This is a genomic window from Kitasatospora sp. NPDC056181 (assembly GCF_042266225.1).
GTDB lineage: Bacteria > Actinomycetota > Actinomycetes > Streptomycetales > Streptomycetaceae > Kitasatospora.
Genome location: NZ_JBHJUK010000138.1, coordinates 1 through 23,877, shown reverse-complemented (window position 1 = coordinate 23,877; position 23,877 = coordinate 1). Strand labels below are relative to the sequence as shown.

The following is a 23,877-nucleotide window of genomic DNA, read 5'->3' as shown; positions in this document are numbered from 1 at the left end:
CGTCACCTTCGTCCCGCTGTTCCTGCACCTCACGCCGCTGCCTACGGCCGCGTACTGGCTGAGCATGATGATGCCGCTGGGCTTCCTGCCGGATACTCAGGTGGCCGGATGCTCAGGTGACCAGGTACTCAGGTGGCCAGGTACTCCAGCGGCCGGGTGCTCAGGTGGCCAGGTGGAAGCCGGCCCCGACGCCGCCGTTGGCGGTCAGCTCGTCGATGATGCTGAGGATCGACGAACTGTGCTGGGCGCCCCAGGCGTTGCCGACCAGCGCCGTCCCCGACACGACCGGGGAGCCGGAGTCGCCGCCGTCGGTCCAGATCAGGTGGGTGAACCAGATGCCGTTGGTACCGATCCTCATCCCGCAGGTCAGCCCGGTCCGGTGACCCTGCTTGCACATGCGGGTCCCCACCGCGGGCGGGGCGCCGATCGACCTGATCGTCACGCCGCCGACGGTGTCGGTCGGCACCACCCGGCTCTCGTCCAGCTTGATCACCGCGTAGTCGAGCCCCTTGGGCCCGCTGTTGAGCAGGTTGTTGGGCGTGCTGACGTACGTCACCTCGCCGATCGCCCCCGTCGCCAGGTCGGGCCGGCTGTCGGTGAGCGGCGCCGGGGCGAACGCGCTGCCGGCGGGCGAGGTGTCCCGGTACACCTGCGAGCCGACGAGCTTGTTGCCCTGGTCGTCGATGAAACAGTGGGCGTTGGTCAGGGCCACGAGGTTGCCGGCGGCATCGCGCCCGACGGCGGTGAGGGTGCAGACGTAGTAGCTCTGGGGGTTCTCCGGGCTCGGAGCGATGCGGAAGATGATGCCGGTGCCGCCGCCGATGGGCGTGCGCGTGTCCGTGACACCGGCGGTTCCCGCGGCCGCGGTGGTACCCGCGGGGGCGGTGGAGGCGGGCGCCGTCGCACCGGCGGCCGGCGCCGCGGCGAGCGTCAGGCCCGCCAGCACGGCGGCGACACCAAGAGCACGTATTTTGCGAAGCATGCGGTCACTTTCCTTTACGAGGCCGAAGCGGGCGGAACACCGGTCGCGGAGCCACCCGAACACCTGGTCCGGCAGGAGGAATTCACTCGGGGAGATCCGGAACTAACGGCGGCACGAAGCCGCGAGAATCAGCAACAGGACCACGAATCCCAGCGCCGGCAGACATCCCGGTCCGCGGTTCGGGTCACTCCGATTGATCTCCACGCTGCCGCCCGGAGGAATTCCCGGGTGATGTTTGGCGTAGTGCTGGATCTGCTGTTCCTCGCTCTCCGACTGGGGGAGCCACGCGGTCTTGTACCCGCACTCTCCGCACCAGTGGCGGTACGCCATATCGGCTCCTCTCTCCAGGTTCGGGGGCGACCGGACACCACTGATGCTGGCGTTCGCACTGGCCGGCGAACAGGCCATGCACCGGCCATCCGTGGCCGGTGGTCACGGTAGGCTCGCCGAAGGCCGTACTCGTGGGGGAAAGAGGGAGCCGGCATGGCGGATCAACTCGGCACACTGTTGCGCCGGCTGCGCAAACAGTCGGGGCTGACCCAGGAACAGGTGGCGGAGCGGTCGGGGGTGAGTGTCCGCACGATCCGCAGACTGGAGACCGGGAAGTCCACCGATCACCGTGTGGGAACGGTCAATCTGCTCGCGGACGCGCTGGGAGCCGGGCCGGAGGACCGCCTGCGCCTGGCCGCCACCCTTGCGAAGGCATCACCGGAGGAGGCCCCAGGAAAGGCCTCTGAATTCCTCTCCGATTCCGCGCCTCCTGCTGTTCCCGATTCCCTCCCGCCCGCAGGTTCCCGTTCCCTGCCCACACCGCCAGTGACACCGACTGAGGCAACGACTGCGGCACCGGTCGCCGGGCCGGCTGCCGCACCGGTCGCCGGGCCGGCGGCGTTACCGGCCGCGGCACCGGCCCCCGTGCGGCCGCCGTCGCCCCGGATTCCGGCCCCTCGGGTTCCGGTGCCTCGGGTTCCGGCGACTCGGCTTCCGGCACCTCGGTTTCCGGACGCTCTGGCCGGGGCGACCGCCGAGCTCGCGAAGGAGGTCAGGCGCCGCTGGCAGATCGAGGAGGAGCAGCGCCGGGTCCACGATCCCTTTCCGCTGCCGGTGCGATGGCGGCAGGCGCCCTCGGGCCTGACGGACCACTGGGAGAACATCCAGCGCCTCCCGCCCGGCTCCGCGGCGGACCGGGTGGACATGAGCGGTGACCTCCGCGACGTGGCCGAGGTCTACCGGCGGATCCCGTCCGGCCGGCTCGTGGTCCTCGGCCGGGGCGGGTCGGGGAAGTCCATCCTGACGATCAGGTTCCTCCTGGACCTCCTGGCCGCCCCGGCCGCTGACGACCGGGTACCGGTGATCTTCAGCCTCGGGTCGTGGGACCCGACGGCCACCGCTTTGCGCGACTGGCTGATCGACCTGCTGCTGCGCGACCACCCCCACCTGGTCCAGCGCGTGTCCAGCGGGTCGACGCTCGCCGCCGCACTGGTCGACGCGGACCTGGTGCTGCCGGTCCTCGACGGCTTCGACGAGATCGCGGAAGGCCTGCGGCCCGACGCGCTGGAGGCGCTCAACGCCACCTCGATGCCGCTCGTGCTGACCAGCCGCCGTGAGGAGTTCGCCGAGGCGGTCCACGCGGCGGGGACCCCGCTCGTCTGGGCCGCCGGCGTCGAACTCGCCGACCTCACTCCCGGCGACCTCGCCGACTACCTGCCCCGCACCTCCCGCCCCGTCAACGCCCGGGGAGACGCCCACGTCAAGGCCCAGGGAGACGCCCGGGGAGACGCCCCTGGAGACGCCCGCGGAGGCACCTGGGAGGCCACCCGCGGAACCGCCGGGGGCACCGTTGCCGGGACCGGCCGAACCGGGGACCGGAACACCTGGGACGCCGTCCTGGAAGCGCTGCGCGCTCAGGACACCCCGGCCGGCCGGAACCTCGCCGAGGTCCTGAGCACTCCGCTGATGGTCATCCTGGCGCGGACGATCTACAGCGAGAACCCCACCGCCGATCCGGCGGAACTCCTGGACACCACCCGTTTCCCCACCGGGCACGCCCTCGAAGAGCATCTGCTGGCGGGCTTCGTGCCCACGGTCTACCGCCGCCTCGCCCCCGCGCGGGCCGTCGGCGGCCCCCCGCGCCGCGGCGGCCACGGCTCCGACCCCGGCTCCGAACGGGTCCGGCACTGGCTGGGCTACCTCGCCCACCACCTGGCCCGGTTCGACGACCTCGACCAGCAGGACCTCGCCTGGTGGAGGATCGGCGACTCCCTGCGGGCGTCGACCCGTCTCCTCGCCGTCATGCTGGTCTGTGCCCTGTCCATCACCCTGTCCGAGTGGTCGGTCGGCCTGATCGTCCACCAACTCGGCGCCGGCGGCGCTGCGGCGGACCTCGACGAGATCCTCCTGGAGGGCGCCCTGATGGGGCCGATCGCGGGCCTGGCCTTCGGGTCGGTCTACTGGCTCATCGCGAGGTTCGGCACCACGGCCTTCGCGCCGACCCAGGTCCGGCTGCGGCTCCCCGGCAACCACACCCGCATCGGCCGCGGGCCGGTGCACACCTTCGCCTCCCGGTTCGGGACGGTCCTGCTGGGCGGCTTCGTGATGGGCGTCGGCTGCGCGTGCGCCGTCACACTGGAGCGCGTCCTGTACGACAGGGTCCCGCTCGCCGACAGCGCGGTGATCCAGGGCACCTTGATCAACATGCTGGCCTTCGGGCTGATCTTCGGCTCGGCCGCTGGTCTGGTCTTCGGGCTGATGGCCGCGCTCGAAGCACCCCTGGACATCGCCTCCGCCGCCACCCCCGTCGGCCTGCTCTCCGCCAACCGCACGACAGTGGGCCGGCAGGTCCTCGTGCTCGTACCGACACTCACCCTGGCGATCGCGCTCGGCGGCCGCCTGATCGTCGACCTGCTCCAGGTCTTCCTCGGACCGATGAAGTGGCAGCTGCCGGACGGCTTCTTCATCGGGGTGGTGGGCGGGCTCGGCGGCACGTTCTCCTACGCCCTCGGGTTCACCGCCTGGGGGCAGTGGGTGATCTTCTCCCGCATCTGGCTGCCGATGACCGGCAACCTCCCGTGGGACACCGTCGCCTTCCTCGACGACGCCTACCGGCGGGGAGTGCTGCGCCAGACCGGTGCGGTCTACCAGTTCCGCCACAGCCGGCTCCAGCACCACCTCGGCGACTCCTACCGCCTGCGGTACGCCGGCTACGCGGCCGCCACCTTCGCCGCAACCGCAACCACATCCGCACCTGCTCCCGCGCCTGTGCCCACACCTGCGCCTGCGCCTGCGCCCACACCCTCACCCGCGGGCACCGCCACAGCCGTGCCGCCCCCAGGCGGAGACGCCCGGGCCACCGGCCCGGACGGCGGACCGACCGAAACCCGCTGAGCCCCCTGATCAACCGGACGAGTGATTCCGGCGGTGAATCCGCCGACGCACCGGCCCCGCCCGGCCCGCCGCCGGTGGACGGGCCGCCCCGGCCGAACGGCTCGCCCTCGAACGGGCGCTCGCCGCCTGCCCGCTGGGCTCCGAGCTCCTCGCCGGCGCCGTCCACGGCCGGTCGGAGGGCGCCGTTCCCCGGTTTCGGGCTGCTCGAAAACACCCCGTTCGACCCGGGCACGCCCGGACCGAAAACACTTGAACACCACAATCGAACAGCACCATCATCAGCCTCCTCCCGGTCCGCGGGCCCCGCCAACTGCACCTCCGCCACGCCCACTTAATCCCGCCGCCCACACCAGGCCGCTCGCACCAGGCACCCACACCAGGCCGCTCGGACCAGGCCGCCCACCCGCCGTTCGAACGCCGCCACCACCCGCCCGGAGGCCCATCCATGGCACACCCGCCCACTCTCGTCGTCGGCGTCCACCTCGTCCTCCTGGACGCAGGCCGGGTGCTGCTCGGCCGCCGCAGGAACACCTCGTTCGCCGACGGCCTCTGGCATCTCCCCGCGGGCCACATGGAGCCCGGCGAGAGCGTGACCGCCGCCATGGCACGCGAGGCCGCCGAGGAGCTCGCCATCACCGTTGCCGAGGACCACCTCGGCCTCGTCCACACGCTGCACCACTTCGACGCCGAGGACGGCCGGGACCGTCTCCAGCTCTTCTTCCGCCCGGCCCGCTTCGACGGCCACGTCGTCAACAGGGAGCCGGACAAGTGCGAGCAGCTCTTCTGGTGGCCCCTGGACCGCCTGCCGGAGGACACTGTCCCCTACACCGCCCACACGCTCGCCGAGATCGGCCGGGGCAACACCCTGTCCGTCCTCGGTTGGGCCGCCTGACCCCCTGAAGTCCCCGCCCTGCCGACGCTCCCCTGCCTCCCCCCACCTCCTACCCCGCCCGCACCTCCCTGGCCACCCACGCCACCCCGACCTCCTACCTGTCCAGCGGGACACTCGCCCAGCGGGCCGCGCGTCCCGCAGACCACCCTTCCCGCAGGCCACCCGTCCGGCGGACGCGGCCGCCCGACCCACGGGTGGCGCGCCAACGCCAACCCCCGCTCCCTGACCGAGGGGTGACCGGGTCCACCGGTCCGCCACCCCAAAAACCGCCGGAGGAAGACAGCTTGGACACCACCGGACCCACCACCGGCGCCCTCGTCGCCGACCGCATCGGCCGGATCCTGCTCCTGCGCCGCTCCGACGGCTGCTGGGAACTGCCCACCGTCGCCCAACTGCCCGGTGAGGAGCCGGCGGACGCAGCGGCCCGCGCGCTGTACGAGACCTGCGGCCGGCCAGGCACCGCCGACCGGACCGTGGGCGAACTCGACGGCGGCGACGGTCTCGCGCGACAGCTCGTGGTCCGGGTGGCACCGGACGACCCGGGCGACCTCGACCGGCTCGTCCTCACCCGCCACGCCACCCACGGCTGGTTCTTCGTCGACAGCCTGCCCGGTGTCACCCCGGCCGCCGTCGCCTTCCTCCGCGCCCACGCCCCGGCCCGCCCATACCTTCCGCGCGAGCACTGGCTCGCCACCACCTCGCGGTCGTGGACGTGCACCGCCGCCCTCCTCACGGCCCCGGACGGGCGGCTGCTGATGGTCAGGGGGGACGACGTCGACAGGTGGGGCTTCCCCGGCGGGGTCCTGGACAACCACGAGCACTCGCGCACGGGCGCGGAACGCGAGCTGCGCGAGGAGACCGGGCTCGACCTGCCGGCCGGGCCGCTGCTCGCCGTGTTCTGGCAGCATCCGGCTCCCGGGCTGGACCACCCGCTCGTCCAGTTCGTCCACGACTTCGGCACCCTCGACCCCGACAGCGTCCAACTCTCCTGCGCGGACGGCGAGATCACCCGCTGGGCCTGGATCGCCCTGGACGAGCTGGACGCGGCCGCTGGCCCCTCCCGCGGCGAGCGCGCCCGGCTCGCCCTCCGGGCCCGCGGCACCGGCCGCACCGTCACGGACACCTGTCCTGGCGACTTCGGCGGAGCCGCCCTGGCGCCCGCCCCGGCCATCGGACCCGGGAGGGGGCGGACCCAGGGCCTCGCCTAGCGGACCGGGAACACCCGCCCACCACCGCCCAACGACCTTGGCCGACCGCCGCGTTCGGAGGCTCGACGGGGCCCGGGCGGTGCGCCACACTCTTGCCCTGGCAGCACACGCGTTCCCACCGCACCTCCCGCCCCGCCCGGAAGCGCGACGCATCACGCGGCACGCGCCGGGCCCAGAGCCCCACATCGGAGAGCCACACGGTGACCACGAGTCAGCAGCTGGAGATCACCTTCTCGTCCGGCCGGTCCGGGACCGGCCCGGCCACCTGGGGCCAGCAGGCCATCTGGGACGCCGTCGGCCGGCTGTCACCCGCCGACGCGCCTCGGTACAACATCACGACGGCGGCCCCGCTGGACCCGGGCCTGCCGGTGCCCGTCGTCCTCGACGCGCTCACCGACCTGCTCCACCTGCACGACTCCCTCCACACCAGGCTCCACCCCGACGGCGAGGGCCGGCTGCGGCAGACCGTCGACCCGGACGGCCGGCTGCCCGTGCACACCCGCCACGGCGACGGCGACTCCGCCGAACTCGCGCGCACCGGCGCGGCGTTCCACGACGAGCTGGCCGCCCTTCCGTTCGACTGCACCACACAGTGGCCGGTCCGGGTGGGCCTGGTCGTGGCGGGCGACCTGGTCCGGCACATCTCCCTCGTCCTGTCGCACACCGCGCTGGACGGCGCCGGGATGGGCCGGCTGGTGATGGACCTCACCGAGCTCTCCCTGGGCGCCTCCGCCGCAGCGATCCGCGCCCGTCGGCCGGCCCAGCAGCCTCTCGAGGAAGCCGAGTTCCAGCAGTCCGAGCGCGGCCGGCGGCGTGACGCCAACGCCCGGGCGCACGTCCTGCGCAAGCTCCGCTCGGGGCCGCCGCGGCTCTTCCCCGCCGCCCGGCACGACGAGCCGCAGCCGTTCCCGAACGCCGTCCTCAGCTCCCCGGCACTGCTGCGGGCGGTCGAGCTGGTCGCGGCCGGACACCGGGCGAGCACCTCCTCGGTGCTGCTCGCGGCAACGGCGGTGATGACGGCGCGACTCGCCGGCTCGTCCGACGCGGTGCTCCAGGTCATCGTCAACAACCGCTTCCTGCCCGGACTGACGGCCGCGGTGAGCGTGGTGGCGGGCGACGGCCTGCTCCACCTGCCGGATGCGGACGGCGAGTTCGCCGCCGTCGTCCGCCGGACCCATGCCGCGTCGATCGCCACCTACCGGCACGCGTACTACGACAAGCGCCTGCTGGACGAGGAGATCGCCCGACTGACCGCCGAGCACGGCCCGCTGGCCGACCGCTCGTGCATCTTCAACGACACCCGCGACCTGGTCCCGCCGTCACCCGGCGAGCCCGCCACCCCGTCCCCCGGTGATGCCGAGGGCACCGCCTCCGGCGACCCTCTGGACCCGGCCCGCACCACCCTCAGCTGGCCCAAGGAGTTCGAGCCGCGCCCCGGCCTCACCTACGCCCTGGACGCCCTCCAGACAGCGGACGCGCTCCAGCTCGCGATGACCGCCGACAGCTCGGTGCTCCCCCGCCCCCGGATGGAACGTTTCCTCTACGGCATCGAGGAGCTGGTCGTCACCGAGGCCCGGGCCCTGGCCACCAGCACGGCCGCACCGGCCACCACCACGACACCCGACACGCCCACGCCCACGCCCACAATCACGACCACGACCACCACCACCACGACCACGACCACCCCCACCGCAGCGCAGGCCACACCCGGCTCCTGAACGCGACACCGGCGTCACGTTCCACCGCTCCGGCGCGACCTCCACCCTCTCCCGGCCTGACCCGGCCGCCCGCACCCGCGGGCGGCCGGGGCTCGGCGAGCGGCCGGGGGCGGTCCTCAGTGGGTGTGCTCGTGGACCGAGTTGGTCTCCTGGATCTTCTTCCAGGACTTCGGCTCCTGCGGCGCGCCCTTACCGCCCGGCGCGAGGCTCGCCGCACCCGCGGGCGCCGCCGCCGGGACGCCCGCCGAGGACACCGCCGGCTTCGAGGCCGTGAACAGCCAGGTGTCGAAGAGCTGCGCGAGCGGCTTCCCGGAGATCCGCTCGGCGTACGCCTGGAACTGCTGGATGGTCGCGTTGCCGTACTTGCGCTCGGCCGGCCACCCCTTCAGGATCTGGAAGAACTTCTCGTCCCCGACGGTGTTGCGCAGCGCCTGGATGGCCACCGCACCGCGGTCGTAGACGGCGCCGGCGAACTGGTGGTCCGCCCCCGGGTCGCCGGGCTTGACGGACCAGAAGGCGTTGTCGGCCGGGTAGGAGGAGTAGACGTAGTCGGCGAGCTCCTGCGCCGTGCCCTCGTTCTCGTGCTCGGACCAGAGCCACTGCGAGTAGCGGGCGAAGCCCTCGTTGAGCCAGATGTCGCTCCACCGCTGGACGGAGACGCTGTCGCCGTACCACTGGTGGGCGAGCTCGTGGACGACGACGGACGTGTTGGAGCCGCGGGAGAACTGCGCGGGGCTGTAGAAGATCTGGGTCTGGGTCTCCAGGGCGTACCCGGTGGGCACGTTGGGCACGTAGCCGCCGATCGAGCCGAACGGGTACTCGCCGAAGTAGCCGCTCAGCCAGTCGACCAGTTCGCCGGTGCGCTCGACGCTGGCGCGCGCCGCGCCGTCGTTGTCCCCGAGGACCTTGCTGTAGGCGGTGACGACCGGCAGCCCACCCGGGGTGGTGTCGGTCCGGATGTCGAACCTGCCGATCGCGAGGGTGGCCAGATAGGTCGCCTGCGGCTTGGTCTGGCGCCAGTTGTAGCGGGTCCAGCCGGCCCGGGAGCTCTGGCCGGTGAGGAGACCGTTGCTGATCGCCTGGGTGCCGTCGGGCACGAGGACGGAGACGTCGTAGGTGGCCTTGTCGGTGGGGTGGTCGTTGCTGGGGAACCACCAGGCGGAGCCCTCGGGCTCGTTGGCCGCGACGCCGCCGTCGGGGGTGCGCAGCCAGGCGGAGTAGCCGCCTCGCTCCACCTCGCCGGGCTTGTCGGCGTAGCGGACGACGACCGTCACCGGGGCGCCCTTCACCAGCGGCCGGGCGGGGGTGATCTCCAGCTCCGACTCGCCGGTGCTCGCGAACTTCGCCGTCCGGCCGTTGACCAGCACCTCCTTGACGCCGAGCACGAAGTCCAGGTTGAACCGCGAGAGGTCCTGGGTGACGGTGGCCAGGATGGTGGCGGTGCCTTCCAGTTCGTCGGTGGCGGGCTGGTACTTGAGCCGGATGTCGTAGTGCGAGACGTCGTATCCGCCGTTGCCGGCGTTGGGGTAGTACGGGTCTCCGATGCCGGCCGCGCCGGGGCCGATCTGGGCCGCCGAGGCGGGGACGGTCAGGAGCAGGGCGAGCGCGCCTGCGGCGGCAGAGACGATCAGCCTCTTGCGCACGGTGGTCCTCCAGGATCACTGGGACGGATGGGTCGCATCGATCCTTGTCCCGGTGAGCCGTGCCCCACTCCTATCGGATGAAATGTTCATGAGAAGAAACAGGCCGAAATGGGGCCGCCGCACCCACGTCACGCCGTGTGCGCACGTCAGCCCCGCCCCGGACCCCACTCGGCCAGCCCCGCCCCGGACCCCGCGCAGCCGGCCCACCCCGCCCCCACTCCCCCACAGCACCCCGGTGGCCCGGCTCGCCGGCTCGCCGGCTCGCCCGACAGCCGTCTCCTCAGGCTCCCAGTGCCACCGGCGCCCGCACCAGCGAGCCGTACTCCGTCCACGACCCGTCGTAGTTCTTCACGTGCGGGTACCCGAGCAGCTCGGTCAGCGCGAACCAGGTGTGCGCCGAGCGCTCGCCGATCCGGCAGTAGGCGATCACCTCGTGCTCGGCCTCCACGCCCTGCCCGCCGTAGAGCGCCCGCAGCTCCTCCGCCGAGCGGAAGGTGCCGTCGTCGTTGGCCGCCTGGGACCAGGGAATGTTCACCGCGCCGGGGATGTGGCCGGGCACCTGCGCCTGCTCCTGCGGAAGGTGCGCCGGCGCCAGCGCCTCGCCCCGGTACTCGGCCGGCGAGCGCACGTCGACCAGCACGGCGTCGGACCCGGGTTTGGCGAAGACCTCCGCCTTGGCCAGCACCTCGTCGCGCAGCGCCCGTACCTCGGGGTGCTCGGGTCCGGCCAGCCGGTAGCCGCTGTGCTGGTAGTCCATCACCTCCTGGGTGAGCCCGCGCTCCTCCAGCTCCCACTTCTTCCGCCCGCCGTCGAGCAGCTTCACCGGCCCGTAGCCGCGCAGGCGCAGCAGCCAGTAGGCGTAGGCGGCGAACCAGTTGTTGTTGCCGCCGTACAGCACCACGGTGGTGTCGTCCTCCACCCCGGCCGCGCGCAGCAGGTGCTCCACGCCGTCGCGGTCGGTGTAGTCACGGCCCACCCGGCTGTGCAGGTCGGTGGTCCAGTTCCATCCGACCGCGCCGGGAATGTGGCCCTCCTCGTACGCGGTGGTGTCCTCGTCCACCTCGACGACGCGGATCGTGCCGTCGTCCAGGTGCTGGGCCAGCCAGTCGGTGGGGACCAGCGCCTCGGGGTGTGCGTAGCCGTTGCCGGTCATCGCCGCCCTCCTTCACTCGGACCTCTTCGAACCTACGTCCGACCGTCCGCTCCGGCCACCCGCACGGCCCAACCCGGCCCCCCGCCCCGGCCCGCCACCCCACAGGCGCGCCACCCCACAGGCGCACCCCCCGGCAGCCCACCGGCGCCCTCCCGGCGCCCCCCGGCAGCCCGCCGCCGGGGCCCGCACCGCCCGGCTACGCCGCGGCGCCGTCCGGCCGCGCGATGTAGTAGATGTTCAGGATGTCCCCCTCCACCTGCGCGGTCCGCACCGAGCCGAACCCGGCCTCGGCCAGCATCCGCCGGGCCGTCTGCTCGCCCCAGACCGTCCCCAGCCCCGCGCCGCCCTCGCCGAGCGAGACCGTCATGCAGTAGAAGGTCGAGAAGGTGTAGAGCGCCGGCGCGAGCGGGTGCCCGACGTTCTCCTCCAGCCGGCTGCTGGCCGCGATGTCGCCCATCAGGAAGACGCCGTCGGGCCGCAGCACCCGGGCGACGGCGGCCAGCGTCTCGGCCGGGCGGGCCAGGTCGTGGACGACGTCGAAGGCGGTGACCAGGTCGTAGGAGCCGGTCAGCCCGGCCGAGTCGGCGACCTCGAAGTCCGCGTTGGACAGGCCGAGCGCGGTGGCCTCGGCCCGGGCGGCGGCGACGCCGTTCTCCGCGATGTCGACACCGGTGAACCGGCTCGCCGGGTAGGCCCCCGCCAGCACGTTGACGGCGTGACCCTGCCCGGTGCCGATGTCGAGCGCGTCGATCCCGGCGCCCAGCCGCTCCGGCAGCCCGGGGACGAGCGGCACGATCCCCTCGACCAGCGCCAGGTCGTAGACCCGGCCGGACTCCTCGGCCTGGAGCTCCTGGAACCGCGGGTACGCCGAGTACGGCATCCCGCCGCCGTTGCGGAAGCAGCCGATGAGCCGCTGCTCGACGTCGCCCATCAGCGCGAGGTACTGCATCATGCCGGCCAGGTTCTCGGGCCCGGCCGCCCTGGTGAGCGAGGCCGCGTGCTCCGGCGGCAGCAGATAGGTGCCGCGCCCGGGGTCGTACTCGACGATCCCGCCGACGACCATCGCGCCGAGCCACTCGCGGACGTAGCGTTCCTCCAGGCCGGCGGCGCGCGCGATCTCCTCGCTGCTCGACGGGGCGAGACCGGCCATGGCGTCGAACAGCCCGGTCTGGTGGCCGATGCTGGCCATGAATCCCAGACAGGAGTCGTTCAGCACCTGCACGATCCGGCCCGCGAACTCCTCCTGCTTCACCGGGTCCGGTTCCCGTACGGACATCGTTCCTCCTCCGCCTCCGGGACCGCGCGAACCCCCCTCATCATCACGCTACGCCGCTGCTCCCCGCCGCCCCAGCCGACCGGAGGTGCCGGAAGGCCGGGCCGCTACCTCCCCGTCGGCCAGGGCACCTCCGGCCGCCGCTCGTACGCGTAACCGGCCGCGTCCCAGCGCGCCCCCTCCTCGGCGAGCCGCTGCCGGAACCGCCCCCAGTCATGGCTCGACCACGGCGACCAGCCGAGTTCCGCCAGGGCCGGCAGCCGGGGCAGCAGCATCACGTCCAGCTGGGCCGGGGTGTCCAGGGTCTCGGTCCACAGCGGCGCCTCGACTCCGAGCACGGCGCCGGCCGGCAGCCTGACCAGGGTGTCCGGGTCCCAGGAGTAGGCGGACCAGACGTCGACCGTCCCGGCCCAGGCCAGCCCGAGCGGGTAGGAGGAGTCGTACTTCATGTCGAGGTAGCTCCGGCCCGCCGGGGACATGATCACCTTCGCCCCGCGCCCGGCGGCCTCCCGCAGCTCCGCGTCGCGCCCGCCGCCACCGTCCCAGTACTGGAGCAGTCCGATGCCGCCCGGCGCGGTCTGGTTCCAGCCGACCGGTGTCTTCCCCGGCGGCGTCACCTGGGCTCCCACCCTGCGCACGAACTCCCGGTACGCCTCCGGGGCGACCTTCTTCACCTCGTCGCCGCCGATGTGCAGGTACGGCCCGGGGGTGAGCCGGGCGATCTCGGCGACCACGTCCCGGGTGAAGGCGAAGACGGCGTCGCCGGTGGGGCAGAGCGTGGAGAAGCCGACCTCGATGCCGGTGTACGGCCACGGCTTCGCGCTCCCGGTGCAGTCCAGCTCCGGGTAGGCGGCGAGGACCGCGTTGCTGTGCCCGGGCAGGTCGATCTCGGGGACGACGGTGAGGTAGCGCTCCTGCGCGTACCGGACGATCTCCTGGTAGTCGGCCGCGGTGTAGAAGCCGCCGGGCGTGCCGCCGACCTCGCTGCCCGCGGCGACCCGGGTGAGTGCGGGCCGGGCGGGGATCTCGATTCGCCAGCCCTGGTCGTCGCTCAGGTGCAGGTGGAGGAAGTTGACCTTGTACAGGGCCAGCCGGTCGATGTACCCCCTGACCTCGGCCGGGGTGAAGAAGTGCCGCGCGACGTCGAGCATGGCGCCCCGGTAGGCGTAGCGCGGGCGGTCGTCGATGTCGACGGCGGCGACGGTCCACTCCGTCCCGGCGGCCGCCGGCGTCCGGCTCTCGATCCGCGGCGGCAACAGCTGACGCAGTGTCTGGGTGCCCCGGTAGAGCCCGGCCGGGGTGCGGGCCGCGATCCGGACGGCGGTCGCGTCCGAGGTCAGCCGGTAGCCCTCCGGTCCGGTCTGCCCGGGCAGGGCCGGGTCGAGGTCGAGCCGGATGCCGTCGGGCCCGGCGTCGTCCGCGACCGGCAGCGGCAGCCCGGTCGGCCGACGCAGCTCGTCGGCCAGCTGCCCGGCGATCCGCCGGACCTCGGCGGCCTGCTCCCCGTCACCTCCGGCCGCCCGGACGACGGTCCGCCCGGTGAGCCGGTAGGCCGGGCCGGACCCGGTGGTGGCGGAGTACGGCGCCGGGACGATCCGGTCGCCGGTGCGCGGCCCGGCGGGAACGGGTACGGCGGGATCGGGTACGGCCGTGGTGGCGTCGCCGGGCCCGAGCGAACGGTGGGCGCCGAAGCCGACCGCGGCGAGCACCAGCGCGGAGAGGAGGATCAGCAGTCCACGGGCCCGGGCGGACAGCCCGGCGATTCGTCTCGGCAAGGCCGCTCCCGGTGTCGATGTCCCGGAATGGTCTCAACCAATCGCCGAACTGTCCCGCGCTTCCCCGGAATTCGTCCGCCTCAGGAGAGGACGACGGACCGCAGCTTCAGCCGGTCCCCGAGCTTCTTGCCCGGGTTCATCACGTAGAAGGTGTCGCCGTTGCAGTCGAAGTCGAGGAAGACCGTGGCGGTCGACGTGGTGAAGTTCTCGGGCGCGAACGCCGGATGCTCCTCGGTCGCCCCGAAGAGGTTGACGCACTCGCCGCTCGCCGGGTCGGCGATGCCGGCCGGGACGCCGGGGCCGATCTTGTAGAGGAAGTCACCGGCTGCCGCGTTCGCGGAGGTGGGAACGGCGAGGACGAGGGCGAGAGCGCTGGTGGCGGCGATCACGGCGTTGCGGAGACGCATGGGGCTGGGGCCTTTCAGGGCGGTACGCGCGGGTACCGGGGAAATTGATGCGCTATCACCCTAGAGGCCCCAAAATCGCAGAAACGGTTCTGCCAATCCACCCTTTCGGGTGGTTTAGCCCGCAAAACCGCTACCTGCCGAGCGTGCGCACCGCCCGCCGTCACCCCGGCGGCGCGGTGAAGTAGTAGCCCGCGTCGATCAGCACCGGCAGGTACGCCTTCATCGCGGCGACCGTCTGCGAACGGTCGCCGCCGCCGTCGTGGTTGAGCACGATCGCCCCCGGCCGCACGTCCTTGAGGATGCGGTCGGTGATCACCGAGGTGCCGGGCCGGGCCCAGTCCCGCGGATCCACCGACCAGGCCATGTTCCGCATCCCGAGGTCCGCGGCCACCGTGAGCGACGCCGTGGACCAGTCCCCGCCCGGCGCGCGGAACCAGGTCGGCAACTTCCCGGTGGTCCGGTTGAGCAGGTCCGAGGTGCGCGTCAGCTCGTCGCGCACCTGGGTCTCCGAGAGCCGGCGCAGGTCGGGGTGGGTCCAGGTGTGGTTGGCGATGTGGTGACCCCGGGCGGCGATCTCCTTGACCAGACCGGCGTGGTCGACGGCGTTCTCGCCGATCAGGAAGAAGGTGGCGCGGATGCCGTACTGCTCCAGCAGGGCCAGCACGGTCGGGGTGTACCGCGGATCCGGACCGTCGTCGATGGTGAGCGCCACCACGCGCCGCTCTGCGTCCAGCTCGTACACCGGTCTGCTCTCGGCCGCCGTGAGCTTGCGCGGCGCGGCCACCGGCGAGCCGGAGGCGACACCCGCCGCCGCGCCGGGCGCCGCCGGGGGTGCCGAGGAAGACCCGGCCGAAGGGGCGACGGAAGGAACGCCGGAGGCCGAGGGCGGCGCGGAGCCCGACGCGGAGGCGGGCGGCGCCACGGCGCCCGGCGTCCCGGACGCCCCGCCGGCCGCCTCGGCACCCGATCCGCCACCGCCCTCGTCAGCCCCCTGGGAGCCCCGGCAACCGGCGACGCCGAGCAGCGACATCCCGGCTGCGACCAGCAGCAATCTACGCGAAGTAATCTGACGATCAGACAGCATGATCGATGCATCCCCCGCGAGCCCGCGCGCCTCCCACCAGCAACCCCGACGGCCCCCAGCACCACCCCGACGGCCCAAGCGGACCGTCCACCCCGGACGGCACACCCACGACCCCATACGGACCGCTACGCTGACCTCCCCAGTGTGATGATCTGTCTTCAGAGGACGTGGCCATGACGACAAGTCAGGACTTCTCCGACCAGCCCGAGAGTGACGAGGTCGAGCCGAGCCAGTGGGAGCGCTTCGGCGTCGACACCAGTGCCCCGCACTCCGCCCGCGTGTACGACTACTGGCTGGGCGGGAAGACCAACTTCCCGCCGGACCGCGCCATGGGCCAGGCCATCGAGGAGGCGGTGCCGAGCGTCAAGGCGATGGCCAAGGAGAACCGGGCGTTCCAGGGCCGCGCCGTCCGCTTCCTGGCCGAGCAGCAGGGCATCCGCCAGTTCCTCGACCTCGGCACCGGCATCCCCACCTCGCCCAACACCCACGAGATCGCCGAGGCGGTCAGCCCGGGCACCCGCGTGGTCTACGTCGACAACGACCCGATCGTGCTGGCCCACGCGCGGGCACTGATGGTCTCCACCCCGGCCAGCCGGACCACCTACATCCACGCCGACCTGGGCAAGCCCGCCGAGCTGCTGAGCGACCCGTCACTCACCTCCACGCTGGACCTCGACCGGCCGGTCGGCCTGCTGATGATCGCCGTGCTGATGCTGGTCGCCGACGAGGACGACCCGTGGGCCAAGGTCGCCGCGCTGCGCGACGCGCTGCCCTCCGGCAGCTGCCTCGCCCTCACCCACCCGACCCAGGACTTCGACCCGGAGAGCGTCGCCAAGGTCGCCGAGGCCGCCCGGGCCGGCGGGATGACGCTGGTCCCGCGCACCCGCGACGAGGTGGCCCGGTTCTTCGACGGCTGGGAGCTGATCGAGCCCGGCGTCGCCCCCGTCATGGCCTGGCGCCCCGACGGCGAGCCGCCGGCCGACCCGCACGCCGCTTACTACTGGGGCGGCGTCGCCATCAAGCGGTAACGGGCACCGCCGGGGGCCGGGGGATCCCCGGCCCCCGGCCCCGGGCCGGCGCGTCTCCCGGGGCAAATCTCCCGGGGCACGCGCCCCGCGGCTACTTCAGCAGCCGCGACATCCGGCGGTCCGCGAGCGGCTTGCCGCCGGTCTGGCAGGTGGGGCAGTACTGGAGCGAGGAGTCGGCGAACGACACCTCGCGCACGGTGTCCCCGCAGACCGGGCACGGCAGCCCGGCGCGGCCGTGGACCCGCAGGCCGAGCTTCTTCTCCGCCTTCAGCTCCCCCGCCGCAAGTCCGCGCGAGCGCTCCACCGCGTCCCGCAGGGTGGTGCCGAGCGCTTGGTAGAGCCGGGCCGTCTCGTCCTCGGTCAAGCTCGACGCCAGCTTGTAGGGGGACATCCGGGCGGCGTGCAGCACCTCGTCCGAGTAGGCGTTGCCGACGCCGGCCAGCACGGCCTGGTCCCGCAGCACGCCCTTCAGCCGGCGCCGCTCCCCGTGCAGCAGGGCGGCGAACGCGTCCAGGGTGAACGACGGGTCCAGCGGGTCCGGGCCGAGCCGGGCGACACCGGGGACCTCGGCCGGGTCCTGCACCACGTACACCGCCAGGCCCTTCTTCGTGCCCGCCTCGGTCAGGTCGAAGCCGTCCCCGGCCTCGCCCTCCAGGCGCACCCGCAGGGCGAGCGGGTTCCGCCCCCCGGGGCGCGGGGGCTCGGCGGGCAGGCTCTCCTTCCAACGCAGCCAGCCGGCCCGGGCCAGGTGGACGACGAGGTGGAGGCCGTCGGCCTCGATGTCGAGGAACTTGCCGTGCCGGGTGACCGGACCGACCGTCCGGCCCTCCAGCGCCGTCACCGGCGGGTCGTACGTCTTGAGCGCGCTGATCGCCACCGGCTGCACGCGGGCGATCACCCGCCCGGTCAGCCGCTCGGACAGGAAGGCGCTGAGGGCCTCGACCTCGGGCAGCTCCGGCATGCGCCCAGTCTCGCGCAGCCCGCCGCGCTTTGCCTGTCCGCCACCGGCGGGCGCACGCTGGAGGTGCCCGGCGCACGCGTGCCCGGCGCGAAGGCGCCCCGTGCGCAGGTGCGCGGCCCCCGCCGGAACGACCGGGTCCCAGCAACCGGGTCCGGATGACCGGGCCCAGGAGGTCCGACCCGCTATGAGCACGCTCGAAGAACAGATCGACATCGACGCCCCGGTACTGGCGGCCTGGGAACAGCTCCACCGGGTCCACGACTACCCGCGCTTCGTCGCCGGCGTGCGCAGCGCCCATCCGCGGGGCCGGAACCTCGCGCACCTCGGGGTGGAGATCGCCGGCACCGAGCGCGGCGTCGAGACCGAGATCACCGACCACGGCCGCGGCCGGGTGATGGCCTGGCGGACGCTGGACGGCCTGGACCTGCACGGCGCCTTCGCCCTGCTCCCGCTCGACCGGGAGCACACCCGGGTGCAGATCCGCGTCGAGTACGACCCGGAGGCGGTGCACGAGGTGTTCGGAGGGCCGCGCGGCTTCGCCCTGGCCGGGGCGGTCGAGCGCGCGGTCCGGGCCGACCTGGAGCTCTTCCGGCAGCTGGTCGAGGCCCGGGTCGCGGCCGCCCAGGGCCCGCCCGCCGAACCCGTAAAGGACGCATAAGCCCAGCTCAGAGGCGGTGGTGAGGCTCCCCACAACGGACCTTCGGCCCGGTCGTCCGCCGTTCGACCTGTGGCAGACTCGATTCCCATGAACAACGGCCCGGGCTTCAGGACGCTCCGCGCGGCGGTCTTCGCCGCGCTGGTCGTGCTGCTCGCCGGGCTCGGCCAGGTGCTGGTCACCGGCCGTCCGCTGCCGCTCGGCACGCTGGCCCTGGCCGGTGGCGCCGTCTTCGCGGTGGCCTTCGCCCTCGCGGGCTCCGAACGCGGCTACCCGGCGATCGCGGCGGTCTTCGTGCCGCTGGAACTGGGGCTGAGCGCCCTGTTCGACCTCGCCCAGACGACCTGTCCCACGCTGCCGCCCGGCTCCGCCCGCGGCTTCGAGCCGCTGCTCTGCGGAGGCGGCTCGCTCGGCGGGTTCCTCCTGGGCCACGCAGTGGCCGAGTCCACCGGCATGCTGCTGCTCCTCGCGCTGCACGCCGCGATCGCGCTGGCCGCGGCCTTCTGGCTGCGCCGCGCCGACTCCGCGCTGACCGGCCTCGCCCGCTCGGTGCACACCCTCGGCGAGTTCACCCGGCGGTTCCTCCCGACGGCCGGCCGCCGGCTGCTGCTGCTCACCGCGCCCGTCCCGGCCCGCCCGCCGGCCCGGGTGCCCTTCCCGCGCGCCAGCCGGGTCCGCGTCCCGGCCGAGCCCGTCCTGCTCGGCCCGGCGGTCCGCCGCGGGCCGCCGGTGGCTGCTCCGGCCTGCTGAGGAACCGTCCCGTTCGGCTTCTCCGCCGGTCGCCCCGCCGCGCGCGTTCGCGCCTGCCCTGCTCCCCGACGCGGAGCACCGGACCGAGAGCACAGGACGACACCCCGCCATGAGCAAGAAGCCCCAGACCCGCCGCACCACCTCCGAGGACGCCGTCTCCGGGAACCCCGCCGCCGGGAGCCCCACCGTCGGGAGCCCCGCCGCCGGGCAGCAGAGCCGCAACGCCGCCCGCCGCGCCGCCACCGAGCGGATGCGCGAGGAGCGCGAGCGCGCCGAGCGGTCGGCGAAGATCCGCCGCCGGACGATCGTCGGCGCGGCCTCCGCGGCCGTGCTCGCCCTCGCCGCCGGCACGGCCCTCGCCGTCGGCGGCTCCTCCGGCTCCGGGGACACGGCCGCCAACGGCCCGCTGGTCACCCCCGCCAACGCGGGCGGCGCCGACGGCACCGTGATCACCTACGGCAAGGCCGACGCCCCGCACACCCTGGAGATCTACGAGGACTTCCGCTGCCCGTACTGCGAGCAGCTGGAGACCACCAACGGCAAGACCATCCAGCAGCTCGCCGACGCCGGCACCTACAAGATCGAGTACCACCTGGCGACCTTCCTGGACCAGGGCCTCGGCGGCAAGGGCTCGCGCACCGCGCTGGCCGCCGCCGGCGCGGCGCTGAACGAGGGCGTGGACAAGTTCAAGCAGTTCCACGACGTGCTGTACGCCAACCAGCCGGACGAGCGCAACGACGGGTTCGCCGACGTCAACCGCCTGCTCGACCTGGCCGGGCAGGTCCCCGGCCTGAAGACGGACGCCTTCGTCAAGGCCGTCCAGGACGGCACCTACGCGCCGTGGGCCAACCAGGTGAACAAGGCCTTCGACAAGAGCGGCGTCACCGGCACCCCGACCGTGCGGCTGGACGGCCGGAAGCTGGACGTGTTCACCAACGGCGCGGCCGTCACGCCGGAGAAGTTCACCGCCATGGTCGAGCAGGTGACCGGGTGACCTCCCACGCGCCCGCGCGCACCTACGGCGCCGGCCGACCGTTCGCCCTCCTGCTGCTGATCGGCGGCGCGGTCGGGCTGTTCGCCTCGGCCGTCCTCACCCTGGACAAGATCCGGCTGCTGAAGGACCCGTCGTACGTCCCGAACTGCAACATCAACCCGATCATCAGCTGCGGCTCGATCATGCGCAGCGACCAGGCCGAGGCCTTCGGCTTCCCCAACTCGCTGCTGGGCCTGGTCGGCTTCGGCGTCGTCGTCACCATCGGCGCCGGGCTCCTGGCCGGGGCGGCGTACCGGCGCTGGTTCTGGCTCGGCCTCCAGGCCGGGACGGTCTTCGGCATCGGCTTCGTGACCTGGCTGATGTACCAGGCGCTGTACCGGATCGGCGCGCTCTGCCCGTACTGCATGGTGGTGTGGGCGGCGATGATCCCGCTGTTCTGGTACACCACGCTGCACAACCTGCGCACCGGCGTGATCCCGGTGGGGCGTCGGCTGCGCCCGGCCGTCCGGGAGGCCGCGCGCTACCACTGGGTGGTGCCGGCGCTCTGGTACGCGGTGATCGTCCTGCTGATCCTCAACCGGTTCTGGTACTACTGGAGCACTCTGGTCTGAGCTCCCCGCCGCCCCCGGGCCCGCACGGCCCGGGGGCGGCGCCACCCCCGGGAGGCGGCCGGGCGCACGGGCGCCGGTCAGGCGGCGCCGGGCTCGAACTCGTAGGCGGCCACCTCGGCCAGCAGGGCCGCCCGGCGCTCCTCGTCCAGGAAGGACGCCCGGAAGGAGTTGGCGGCGAGCAGGCGCAGCTCCTCGCGGTCGAGCTTCAGGGCCTCCTCCACCGCGCGGAAGTTGTCGTCGGCGTAGCCGCCGAAGTAGGCCGGGTCGTCGGAGTTGACGGTGACCAGGAGGCCCGCGGCGAGCATGGCGGGGAGGGGGTGGTCGGCGAGGGTGTCGATGCAGCGGAGGCGGACGTTGGAGAGCGGGCAGAGGGTGAGCGGGACCTGCTCGCGGACCAGGCGGTCGACCAGGTCCGGGTCCTCCAGGCAGCGCAGTCCGTGGTCGATCCGCTCCACGCCGAGGACGTCGAGCGCCTCGGTGATGTAGCCGGCGGGGCCCTCCTCGCCGGCGTGGGCGACGCGGTGCAGGCCGGCGTCGGCCGCGAGCCGGTAGACCTCGCGGAACTTGGCCGGCGGGTGGCCGACCTCGGCCGAGTCGAGTCCGACACCGGTGATCCGGGTGCCGAACCACGGCCGGGCGGCCTCGAAGGTCTCCAGCGCGGAGTCGGCGGACTCGTCGCGCAGGAAGCACATGATCAGCCGGGTGGAGACGCCGTACCGCTCCTCGCTGCGGTCCAGCGCGCGGCCGAGGCCCTCCACCACGACGCCGAGCGGCACGCCGCGGGCGGTGTGCGCCTGCGGGTCGAAGAAGATCTCGGCGTGCCGCACGCCCTGCTCCGCGGCCCGGGCCAGGTAGGCGTCGGCGAGGTCGGCGAAGTCCTGCTCGGTGCGCAGCACGGCCATCAGCGCGTAGTACAGGTCCAGGAAGGACTGCAGGTCGCTGAAGGAGTACGCGCGGCGCAGCTCCTCGGTGTCGGCGTACGGGAGGGTGACACCGTTGCGCGCGGCGAGCGCGAAGGCGAGGTCGGGCTCCAGGGTGCCTTCGATGTGCAGGTGGAGTTCGGCCTTGGGGAGCGGCATGGACGATCGTTCCGAGCTGTGGGAGGGAGAACCGACGGTGGACGAAGTAGTCATCGTACGATCCGCCCGGCGTCGGCCGGCCCGGAGGGCAAGTCCCGCTCCGTGCGCACCGGCGACGCCGGCAGCAGGGCACCGCACGCCACCAGCAGGCCGGTCATGACCCACATCGTGACCCTGAGCCCGAGCACCGCGCCGAGGCCGCCGCCGGCGACGGCGACGGCGACCTCGCGGAGCGGGGTGTACCGGTGCCGGTCCCGGGGCACGGGTACTCGGGGGGCTTCCCGCCGAGGAGGTAGTGGACATGCGGCACCCCGAAGCTCCGCACACCAGGCCCGCGGGCATCTCCCCGCACGCCCTGGGCAACGACACGCTGCTGCACGAGCTGGAGCAGCTGCACCGCACCCGGCACGAGACCTTTCTCTACGGGTCGGAGGAGGCGCTGAAACGCCACACCCTGCGGACCGGGCAGCTGGAGGCGGAGTACCTGCACCGCTTCCCCGGCCGGCAGGTCACCGCCGCCCGCACCAGGGCCGGCGCACGGGCTCGGGAGGCGGCGGCCAGGGTGGAGTCGCTGCCGGAGTGACGGCGGGCGCCGCGCCGCCCGGCGGGACACGCCGGGCGGCGATGGCGTGCCCCGGGCCGGGGCGTCGGCCAGGGTGGAGGCAGACCCGGCACGACAACCCCGCGGACACCTGGGAGCCCATCCATGCCCATCGCAAGCGTCAACCCCGCGACCGGCGAGACCCTGGAGACCTTCGAACCGCTGGACGCCGCCGGCCTCGAACAGCGGCTGGCCCGCGCCGAGGAGGCGTTCCGCACCTACCGCACCACCTCCTTCGCGTACCGCGCCGAACTGCTGCGCCGCGCCGCCGACCTGCTGGACGAGGACCGGGAGTCCGTCGCCCGCACGATGACCGAGGAGATGGGCAAGCCGCTGACCGCCGCCCGCGCCGAGGCCGCCAAGTGCGCGAAGGCCATGCGCTGGTACGCCGAGAACGCCGAGGCGCTGCTCGCCGACGAGCACCCCGACCCGGCCGACGTCGCCGACTCCGGCGCCGCCCGCGCCTACGTCCGCTACCGCCCGATCGGGGCGGTGCTCGCCGTGATGCCGTGGAACTTCCCGTTCTGGCAGGTGGTGCGGTTCGCGGCGCCGGCCCTGATGGCGGGCAACGTGGGCCTGCTCAAGCACGCCTCGAACGTGCCGCGGACGGCGGTGGCGCTGGAGGAGCTGTTCCGCCGGGCCGGCTTCCCCGAGGGCTGCTTCCAGACGCTGCTGATCGGCTCCGGCGCGGTCGAGGGCGTCATCCGCGACCGCCGGGTGGCCGCGGTGACCCTGACCGGCAGCGAGCCGGCCGGCCGGGCGGTCGCCGCCACCGCCGCCGACGAGGTCAAGAAGTCCGTGCTGGAGCTGGGCGGCAGCGACCCGTTCGTCGTCCTGCCCAGCGCCGACCTGGACGCCGCCGTCAGCACCGCCGTCCGGGCCCGGGCACAGAACAACGGCCAGTCCTGCATCGCCGCCAAGCGCTTCATCGTGCACGCGGACGTGTACGAGCCGTTCACCGCCGCCTTCACCGCGGCGATGCGGGCCCTGACCGTCGGCGACCCGATGGACGAGGCGACCGAGGTCGGCCCGCTGGCCAGCCCGCAGGGGCGGACCGACCTGGAGGAGCTGGTCGAGGACGCGCGGGCGCACGGCGCCCGGGTGGAGTGCGGCGGCCGGCGGCCCGAGGGCCTGGACGCCGGCTGGTTCTACGAGCCGACCGTGCTGACCGGCATCACCCCGGCGATGCGGATCCACCTGGAGGAGACCTTCGGGCCGGTCGCGACCGTCTACCGGGCCGCCGACGTGGACGAGGCGGTGGCGCTCGCCAACGACACGCCGTTCGGGCTCAGCTCCAACGTCTGGACCAACGACCCGGCGGAGCAGGAGCGCTTCGTCCGCGACATCCAGGCCGGCGCGGTGTTCTTCAACGGCATGACGGCCTCGCACCCGGCGCTGCCGTTCGGCGGGGTCAAGCGCTCGGGCTTCGGGCGGGAGCTGTCGGGCCACGGGATCCGGGAGTTCTGCAACGTGACCACGGTCTGGGTCGCGTAACGGCGGCGCCCCCGCGGACGCGGTCGCCCGGCGGGGAGCCGGTGCCCGCTCCCCCACCCTGCCGGTGCCCGCCCGGCCGGGAGCCGGGCGGGCACTCCAGCCGGACGGCAGCTTCGTACGGCTCGATCCGGCCCTCTCACTCGCCTCGTCCGGGGTCCGGGACGGTGACACCCTCAACGTGTTCC

21 protein-coding genes and 1 pseudogene are annotated in these 23,877 nt (G+C 73.5%); 12 read left to right on the top strand and 10 right to left on the bottom strand.

The window, feature by feature from the left end:
- Positions 1–160 precede the first annotated feature (160 nt).
- Positions 161–982 carry a trypsin-like peptidase domain-containing protein gene (locus tag ACFC1F_RS34960; RefSeq protein WP_376164525.1) on the bottom strand — a complete coding sequence of 274 codons (822 nt, stop codon included), beginning with the start codon at positions 980–982 and terminating at the stop codon, positions 161–163.
- 483 nt (positions 983–1,465) lie between these two features.
- Between ACFC1F_RS34960 and ACFC1F_RS34955 the strand changes: the two are divergent.
- The 5 genes and pseudogenes from ACFC1F_RS34955 to ACFC1F_RS34935 form a co-directional block, all read left to right on the top strand.
- Positions 1,466–1,654 (top strand): annotated as a pseudogene (locus ACFC1F_RS34955) (helix-turn-helix transcriptional regulator); the annotation flags it as partial.
- A 432-nt stretch (positions 1,655–2,086) separates the two neighbouring features.
- Positions 2,087–4,366, top strand: a complete 2,280-nt coding sequence (locus ACFC1F_RS34950; RefSeq protein WP_376164528.1) for an XRE family transcriptional regulator — start codon at positions 2,087–2,089, stop codon at positions 4,364–4,366.
- A 445-nt stretch (positions 4,367–4,811) separates the two neighbouring features.
- Positions 4,812–5,258 carry an NUDIX domain-containing protein gene (locus tag ACFC1F_RS34945; RefSeq protein ID WP_376164522.1) on the top strand — a complete coding sequence of 149 codons (447 nt, stop codon included), beginning with the start codon at positions 4,812–4,814 and terminating at the stop codon, positions 5,256–5,258.
- A 284-nt stretch (positions 5,259–5,542) separates the two neighbouring features.
- Positions 5,543–6,466 carry an NUDIX domain-containing protein gene (locus tag ACFC1F_RS34940; protein WP_376164519.1) on the top strand — a complete coding sequence of 308 codons (924 nt, stop codon included), beginning with the start codon at positions 5,543–5,545 and terminating at the stop codon, positions 6,464–6,466.
- Positions 6,467–6,666: 200 nt separating this feature from the next.
- A complete protein-coding gene (locus tag ACFC1F_RS34935) occupies positions 6,667–8,184 on the top strand; it encodes a condensation domain-containing protein (protein WP_376164516.1) in 1,518 nt (505 codons plus the stop codon).
- A 116-nt stretch (positions 8,185–8,300) separates the two neighbouring features.
- Here ACFC1F_RS34935 and ACFC1F_RS34930 read toward each other — a convergent pair whose 3' ends face one another.
- The 6 genes from ACFC1F_RS34930 to ACFC1F_RS34905 all read right to left on the bottom strand — a co-directional run bounded on the left by ACFC1F_RS34930 (position 8,301) and on the right by ACFC1F_RS34905 (position 15,519).
- Positions 8,301–9,827 (bottom strand): M1 family metallopeptidase, encoded by a 1,527-nt coding sequence (locus tag ACFC1F_RS34930; protein WP_376164513.1) that lies wholly within the window; start codon positions 9,825–9,827, stop codon positions 8,301–8,303.
- A gap of 280 nt (positions 9,828–10,107) precedes the next feature.
- Positions 10,108–10,980, bottom strand: coding sequence for a sulfurtransferase (locus ACFC1F_RS34925; RefSeq protein ID WP_376164510.1), 873 nt, complete (start codon positions 10,978–10,980; stop codon positions 10,108–10,110).
- A 196-nt stretch (positions 10,981–11,176) separates the two neighbouring features.
- Positions 11,177–12,256, bottom strand: coding sequence for a class I SAM-dependent methyltransferase (locus ACFC1F_RS34920; protein ID WP_376164507.1), 1,080 nt, complete (start codon positions 12,254–12,256; stop codon positions 11,177–11,179).
- 104 nt (positions 12,257–12,360) lie between these two features.
- Complete coding sequence (locus ACFC1F_RS34915; protein WP_376164504.1) at positions 12,361–14,028, bottom strand: beta-N-acetylhexosaminidase; 1,668 nt, start codon at positions 14,026–14,028, stop codon at positions 12,361–12,363.
- An 80-nt stretch (positions 14,029–14,108) separates the two neighbouring features.
- Positions 14,109–14,435 carry a hypothetical protein gene (locus tag ACFC1F_RS34910; protein WP_376164501.1) on the bottom strand — a complete coding sequence of 109 codons (327 nt, stop codon included), beginning with the start codon at positions 14,433–14,435 and terminating at the stop codon, positions 14,109–14,111.
- 160 nt (positions 14,436–14,595) lie between these two features.
- Positions 14,596–15,519 (bottom strand): polysaccharide deacetylase family protein, encoded by a 924-nt coding sequence (locus tag ACFC1F_RS34905; protein WP_376164498.1) that lies wholly within the window; start codon positions 15,517–15,519, stop codon positions 14,596–14,598.
- A gap of 173 nt (positions 15,520–15,692) precedes the next feature.
- Between ACFC1F_RS34905 and ACFC1F_RS34900 the strand changes: the two genes are divergently transcribed.
- Positions 15,693–16,547 (top strand): SAM-dependent methyltransferase, encoded by an 855-nt coding sequence (locus tag ACFC1F_RS34900; protein WP_209410539.1) that lies wholly within the window; start codon positions 15,693–15,695, stop codon positions 16,545–16,547.
- 91 nt (positions 16,548–16,638) lie between these two features.
- Here ACFC1F_RS34900 and ACFC1F_RS34895 read toward each other — a convergent pair whose 3' ends face one another.
- The gene (locus ACFC1F_RS34895) at positions 16,639–17,508 is read right to left on the bottom strand and encodes an Fpg/Nei family DNA glycosylase (protein WP_376164495.1); all 870 of its coding nucleotides are present in this window, start codon (positions 17,506–17,508) and stop codon (positions 16,639–16,641) included.
- A 184-nt stretch (positions 17,509–17,692) separates the two neighbouring features.
- On the opposite strand from ACFC1F_RS34895, the gene ACFC1F_RS34890 reads away from it, so the two are divergent.
- From ACFC1F_RS34890 to ACFC1F_RS34875, 4 genes are all read left to right on the top strand, one after another.
- Positions 17,693–18,166, top strand: coding sequence for an SRPBCC family protein (locus ACFC1F_RS34890; protein ID WP_376164492.1), 474 nt, complete (start codon positions 17,693–17,695; stop codon positions 18,164–18,166).
- An 87-nt stretch (positions 18,167–18,253) separates the two neighbouring features.
- Entirely contained in the window at positions 18,254–18,913 is a 660-nt protein-coding gene (locus tag ACFC1F_RS34885) for a hypothetical protein (protein WP_376164489.1), read from the top strand.
- A 109-nt stretch (positions 18,914–19,022) separates the two neighbouring features.
- Entirely contained in the window at positions 19,023–19,907 is an 885-nt protein-coding gene (locus ACFC1F_RS34880; RefSeq protein ID WP_376164486.1) for a DsbA family protein, read from the top strand.
- Positions 19,904–20,518: a vitamin K epoxide reductase family protein gene (locus tag ACFC1F_RS34875; RefSeq protein ID WP_376164483.1), complete on the top strand. Its 615-nt coding sequence runs from the start codon at positions 19,904–19,906 to the stop codon at positions 20,516–20,518. The genes ACFC1F_RS34880 and ACFC1F_RS34875 overlap by 4 nt, the downstream gene beginning before the upstream one ends.
- Positions 20,519–20,595: 77 nt before the next feature.
- Here ACFC1F_RS34875 and ACFC1F_RS34870 read toward each other — a convergent pair whose 3' ends face one another.
- Together ACFC1F_RS34870 and ACFC1F_RS34865 are read right to left on the bottom strand one after the other, a co-directional pair.
- A complete protein-coding gene (locus tag ACFC1F_RS34870; RefSeq protein WP_376164480.1) occupies positions 20,596–21,597 on the bottom strand; it encodes an adenosine deaminase in 1,002 nt (333 codons plus the stop codon).
- A 50-nt stretch (positions 21,598–21,647) separates the two neighbouring features.
- Positions 21,648–21,860 carry a hypothetical protein gene (locus tag ACFC1F_RS34865; protein ID WP_376164477.1) on the bottom strand — a complete coding sequence of 71 codons (213 nt, stop codon included), beginning with the start codon at positions 21,858–21,860 and terminating at the stop codon, positions 21,648–21,650.
- Positions 21,861–21,898: 38 nt separating this feature from the next.
- Here ACFC1F_RS34865 and ACFC1F_RS34860 point away from each other — a divergent pair, with 38 nt between their 5' ends.
- Positions 21,899–22,180 carry a DUF6158 family protein gene (locus ACFC1F_RS34860; RefSeq protein WP_376164474.1) on the top strand — a complete coding sequence of 94 codons (282 nt, stop codon included), beginning with the start codon at positions 21,899–21,901 and terminating at the stop codon, positions 22,178–22,180.
- Positions 22,181–22,303: 123 nt separating this feature from the next.
- A complete protein-coding gene (locus ACFC1F_RS34855) occupies positions 22,304–23,692 on the top strand; it encodes an NADP-dependent succinic semialdehyde dehydrogenase (RefSeq protein WP_376164471.1) in 1,389 nt (462 codons plus the stop codon).
- The last annotated feature ends 185 nt before the right edge of the window (positions 23,693–23,877 follow it).

Coding starts and splice junctions, on each gene's coding strand:
- ACFC1F_RS34960 (WP_376164525.1), bottom strand. CDS start 982: ATGCTTCGCAAAATACGTGCTCTTGGTGTCGCCGCCGTGCTGGCGGGC.
- ACFC1F_RS34945 (WP_376164522.1), top strand. CDS start 4,812: ATGGCACACCCGCCCACTCTCGTCGTCGGCGTCCACCTCGTCCTCCTG.
- ACFC1F_RS34925 (WP_376164510.1), bottom strand. CDS start 10,980: ATGACCGGCAACGGCTACGCACACCCCGAGGCGCTGGTCCCCACCGAC.
- ACFC1F_RS34920 (WP_376164507.1), bottom strand. CDS start 12,256: ATGTCCGTACGGGAACCGGACCCGGTGAAGCAGGAGGAGTTCGCGGGC.
- ACFC1F_RS34910 (WP_376164501.1), bottom strand. CDS start 14,435: ATGCGTCTCCGCAACGCCGTGATCGCCGCCACCAGCGCTCTCGCCCTC.
- ACFC1F_RS34905 (WP_376164498.1), bottom strand. CDS start 15,519: ATGCTGTCTGATCGTCAGATTACTTCGCGTAGATTGCTGCTGGTCGCA.
- ACFC1F_RS34900 (WP_209410539.1), top strand. CDS start 15,693: ATGACGACAAGTCAGGACTTCTCCGACCAGCCCGAGAGTGACGAGGTC.
- ACFC1F_RS34895 (WP_376164495.1), bottom strand. CDS start 17,508: ATGCCGGAGCTGCCCGAGGTCGAGGCCCTCAGCGCCTTCCTGTCCGAG.
- ACFC1F_RS34890 (WP_376164492.1), top strand. CDS start 17,693: ATGAGCACGCTCGAAGAACAGATCGACATCGACGCCCCGGTACTGGCG.
- ACFC1F_RS34885 (WP_376164489.1), top strand. CDS start 18,254: ATGAACAACGGCCCGGGCTTCAGGACGCTCCGCGCGGCGGTCTTCGCC.
- ACFC1F_RS34880 (WP_376164486.1), top strand. CDS start 19,023: ATGAGCAAGAAGCCCCAGACCCGCCGCACCACCTCCGAGGACGCCGTC.
- ACFC1F_RS34870 (WP_376164480.1), bottom strand. CDS start 21,597: ATGCCGCTCCCCAAGGCCGAACTCCACCTGCACATCGAAGGCACCCTG.
- ACFC1F_RS34860 (WP_376164474.1), top strand. CDS start 21,899: ATGCGGCACCCCGAAGCTCCGCACACCAGGCCCGCGGGCATCTCCCCG.
- ACFC1F_RS34855 (WP_376164471.1), top strand. CDS start 22,304: ATGCCCATCGCAAGCGTCAACCCCGCGACCGGCGAGACCCTGGAGACC.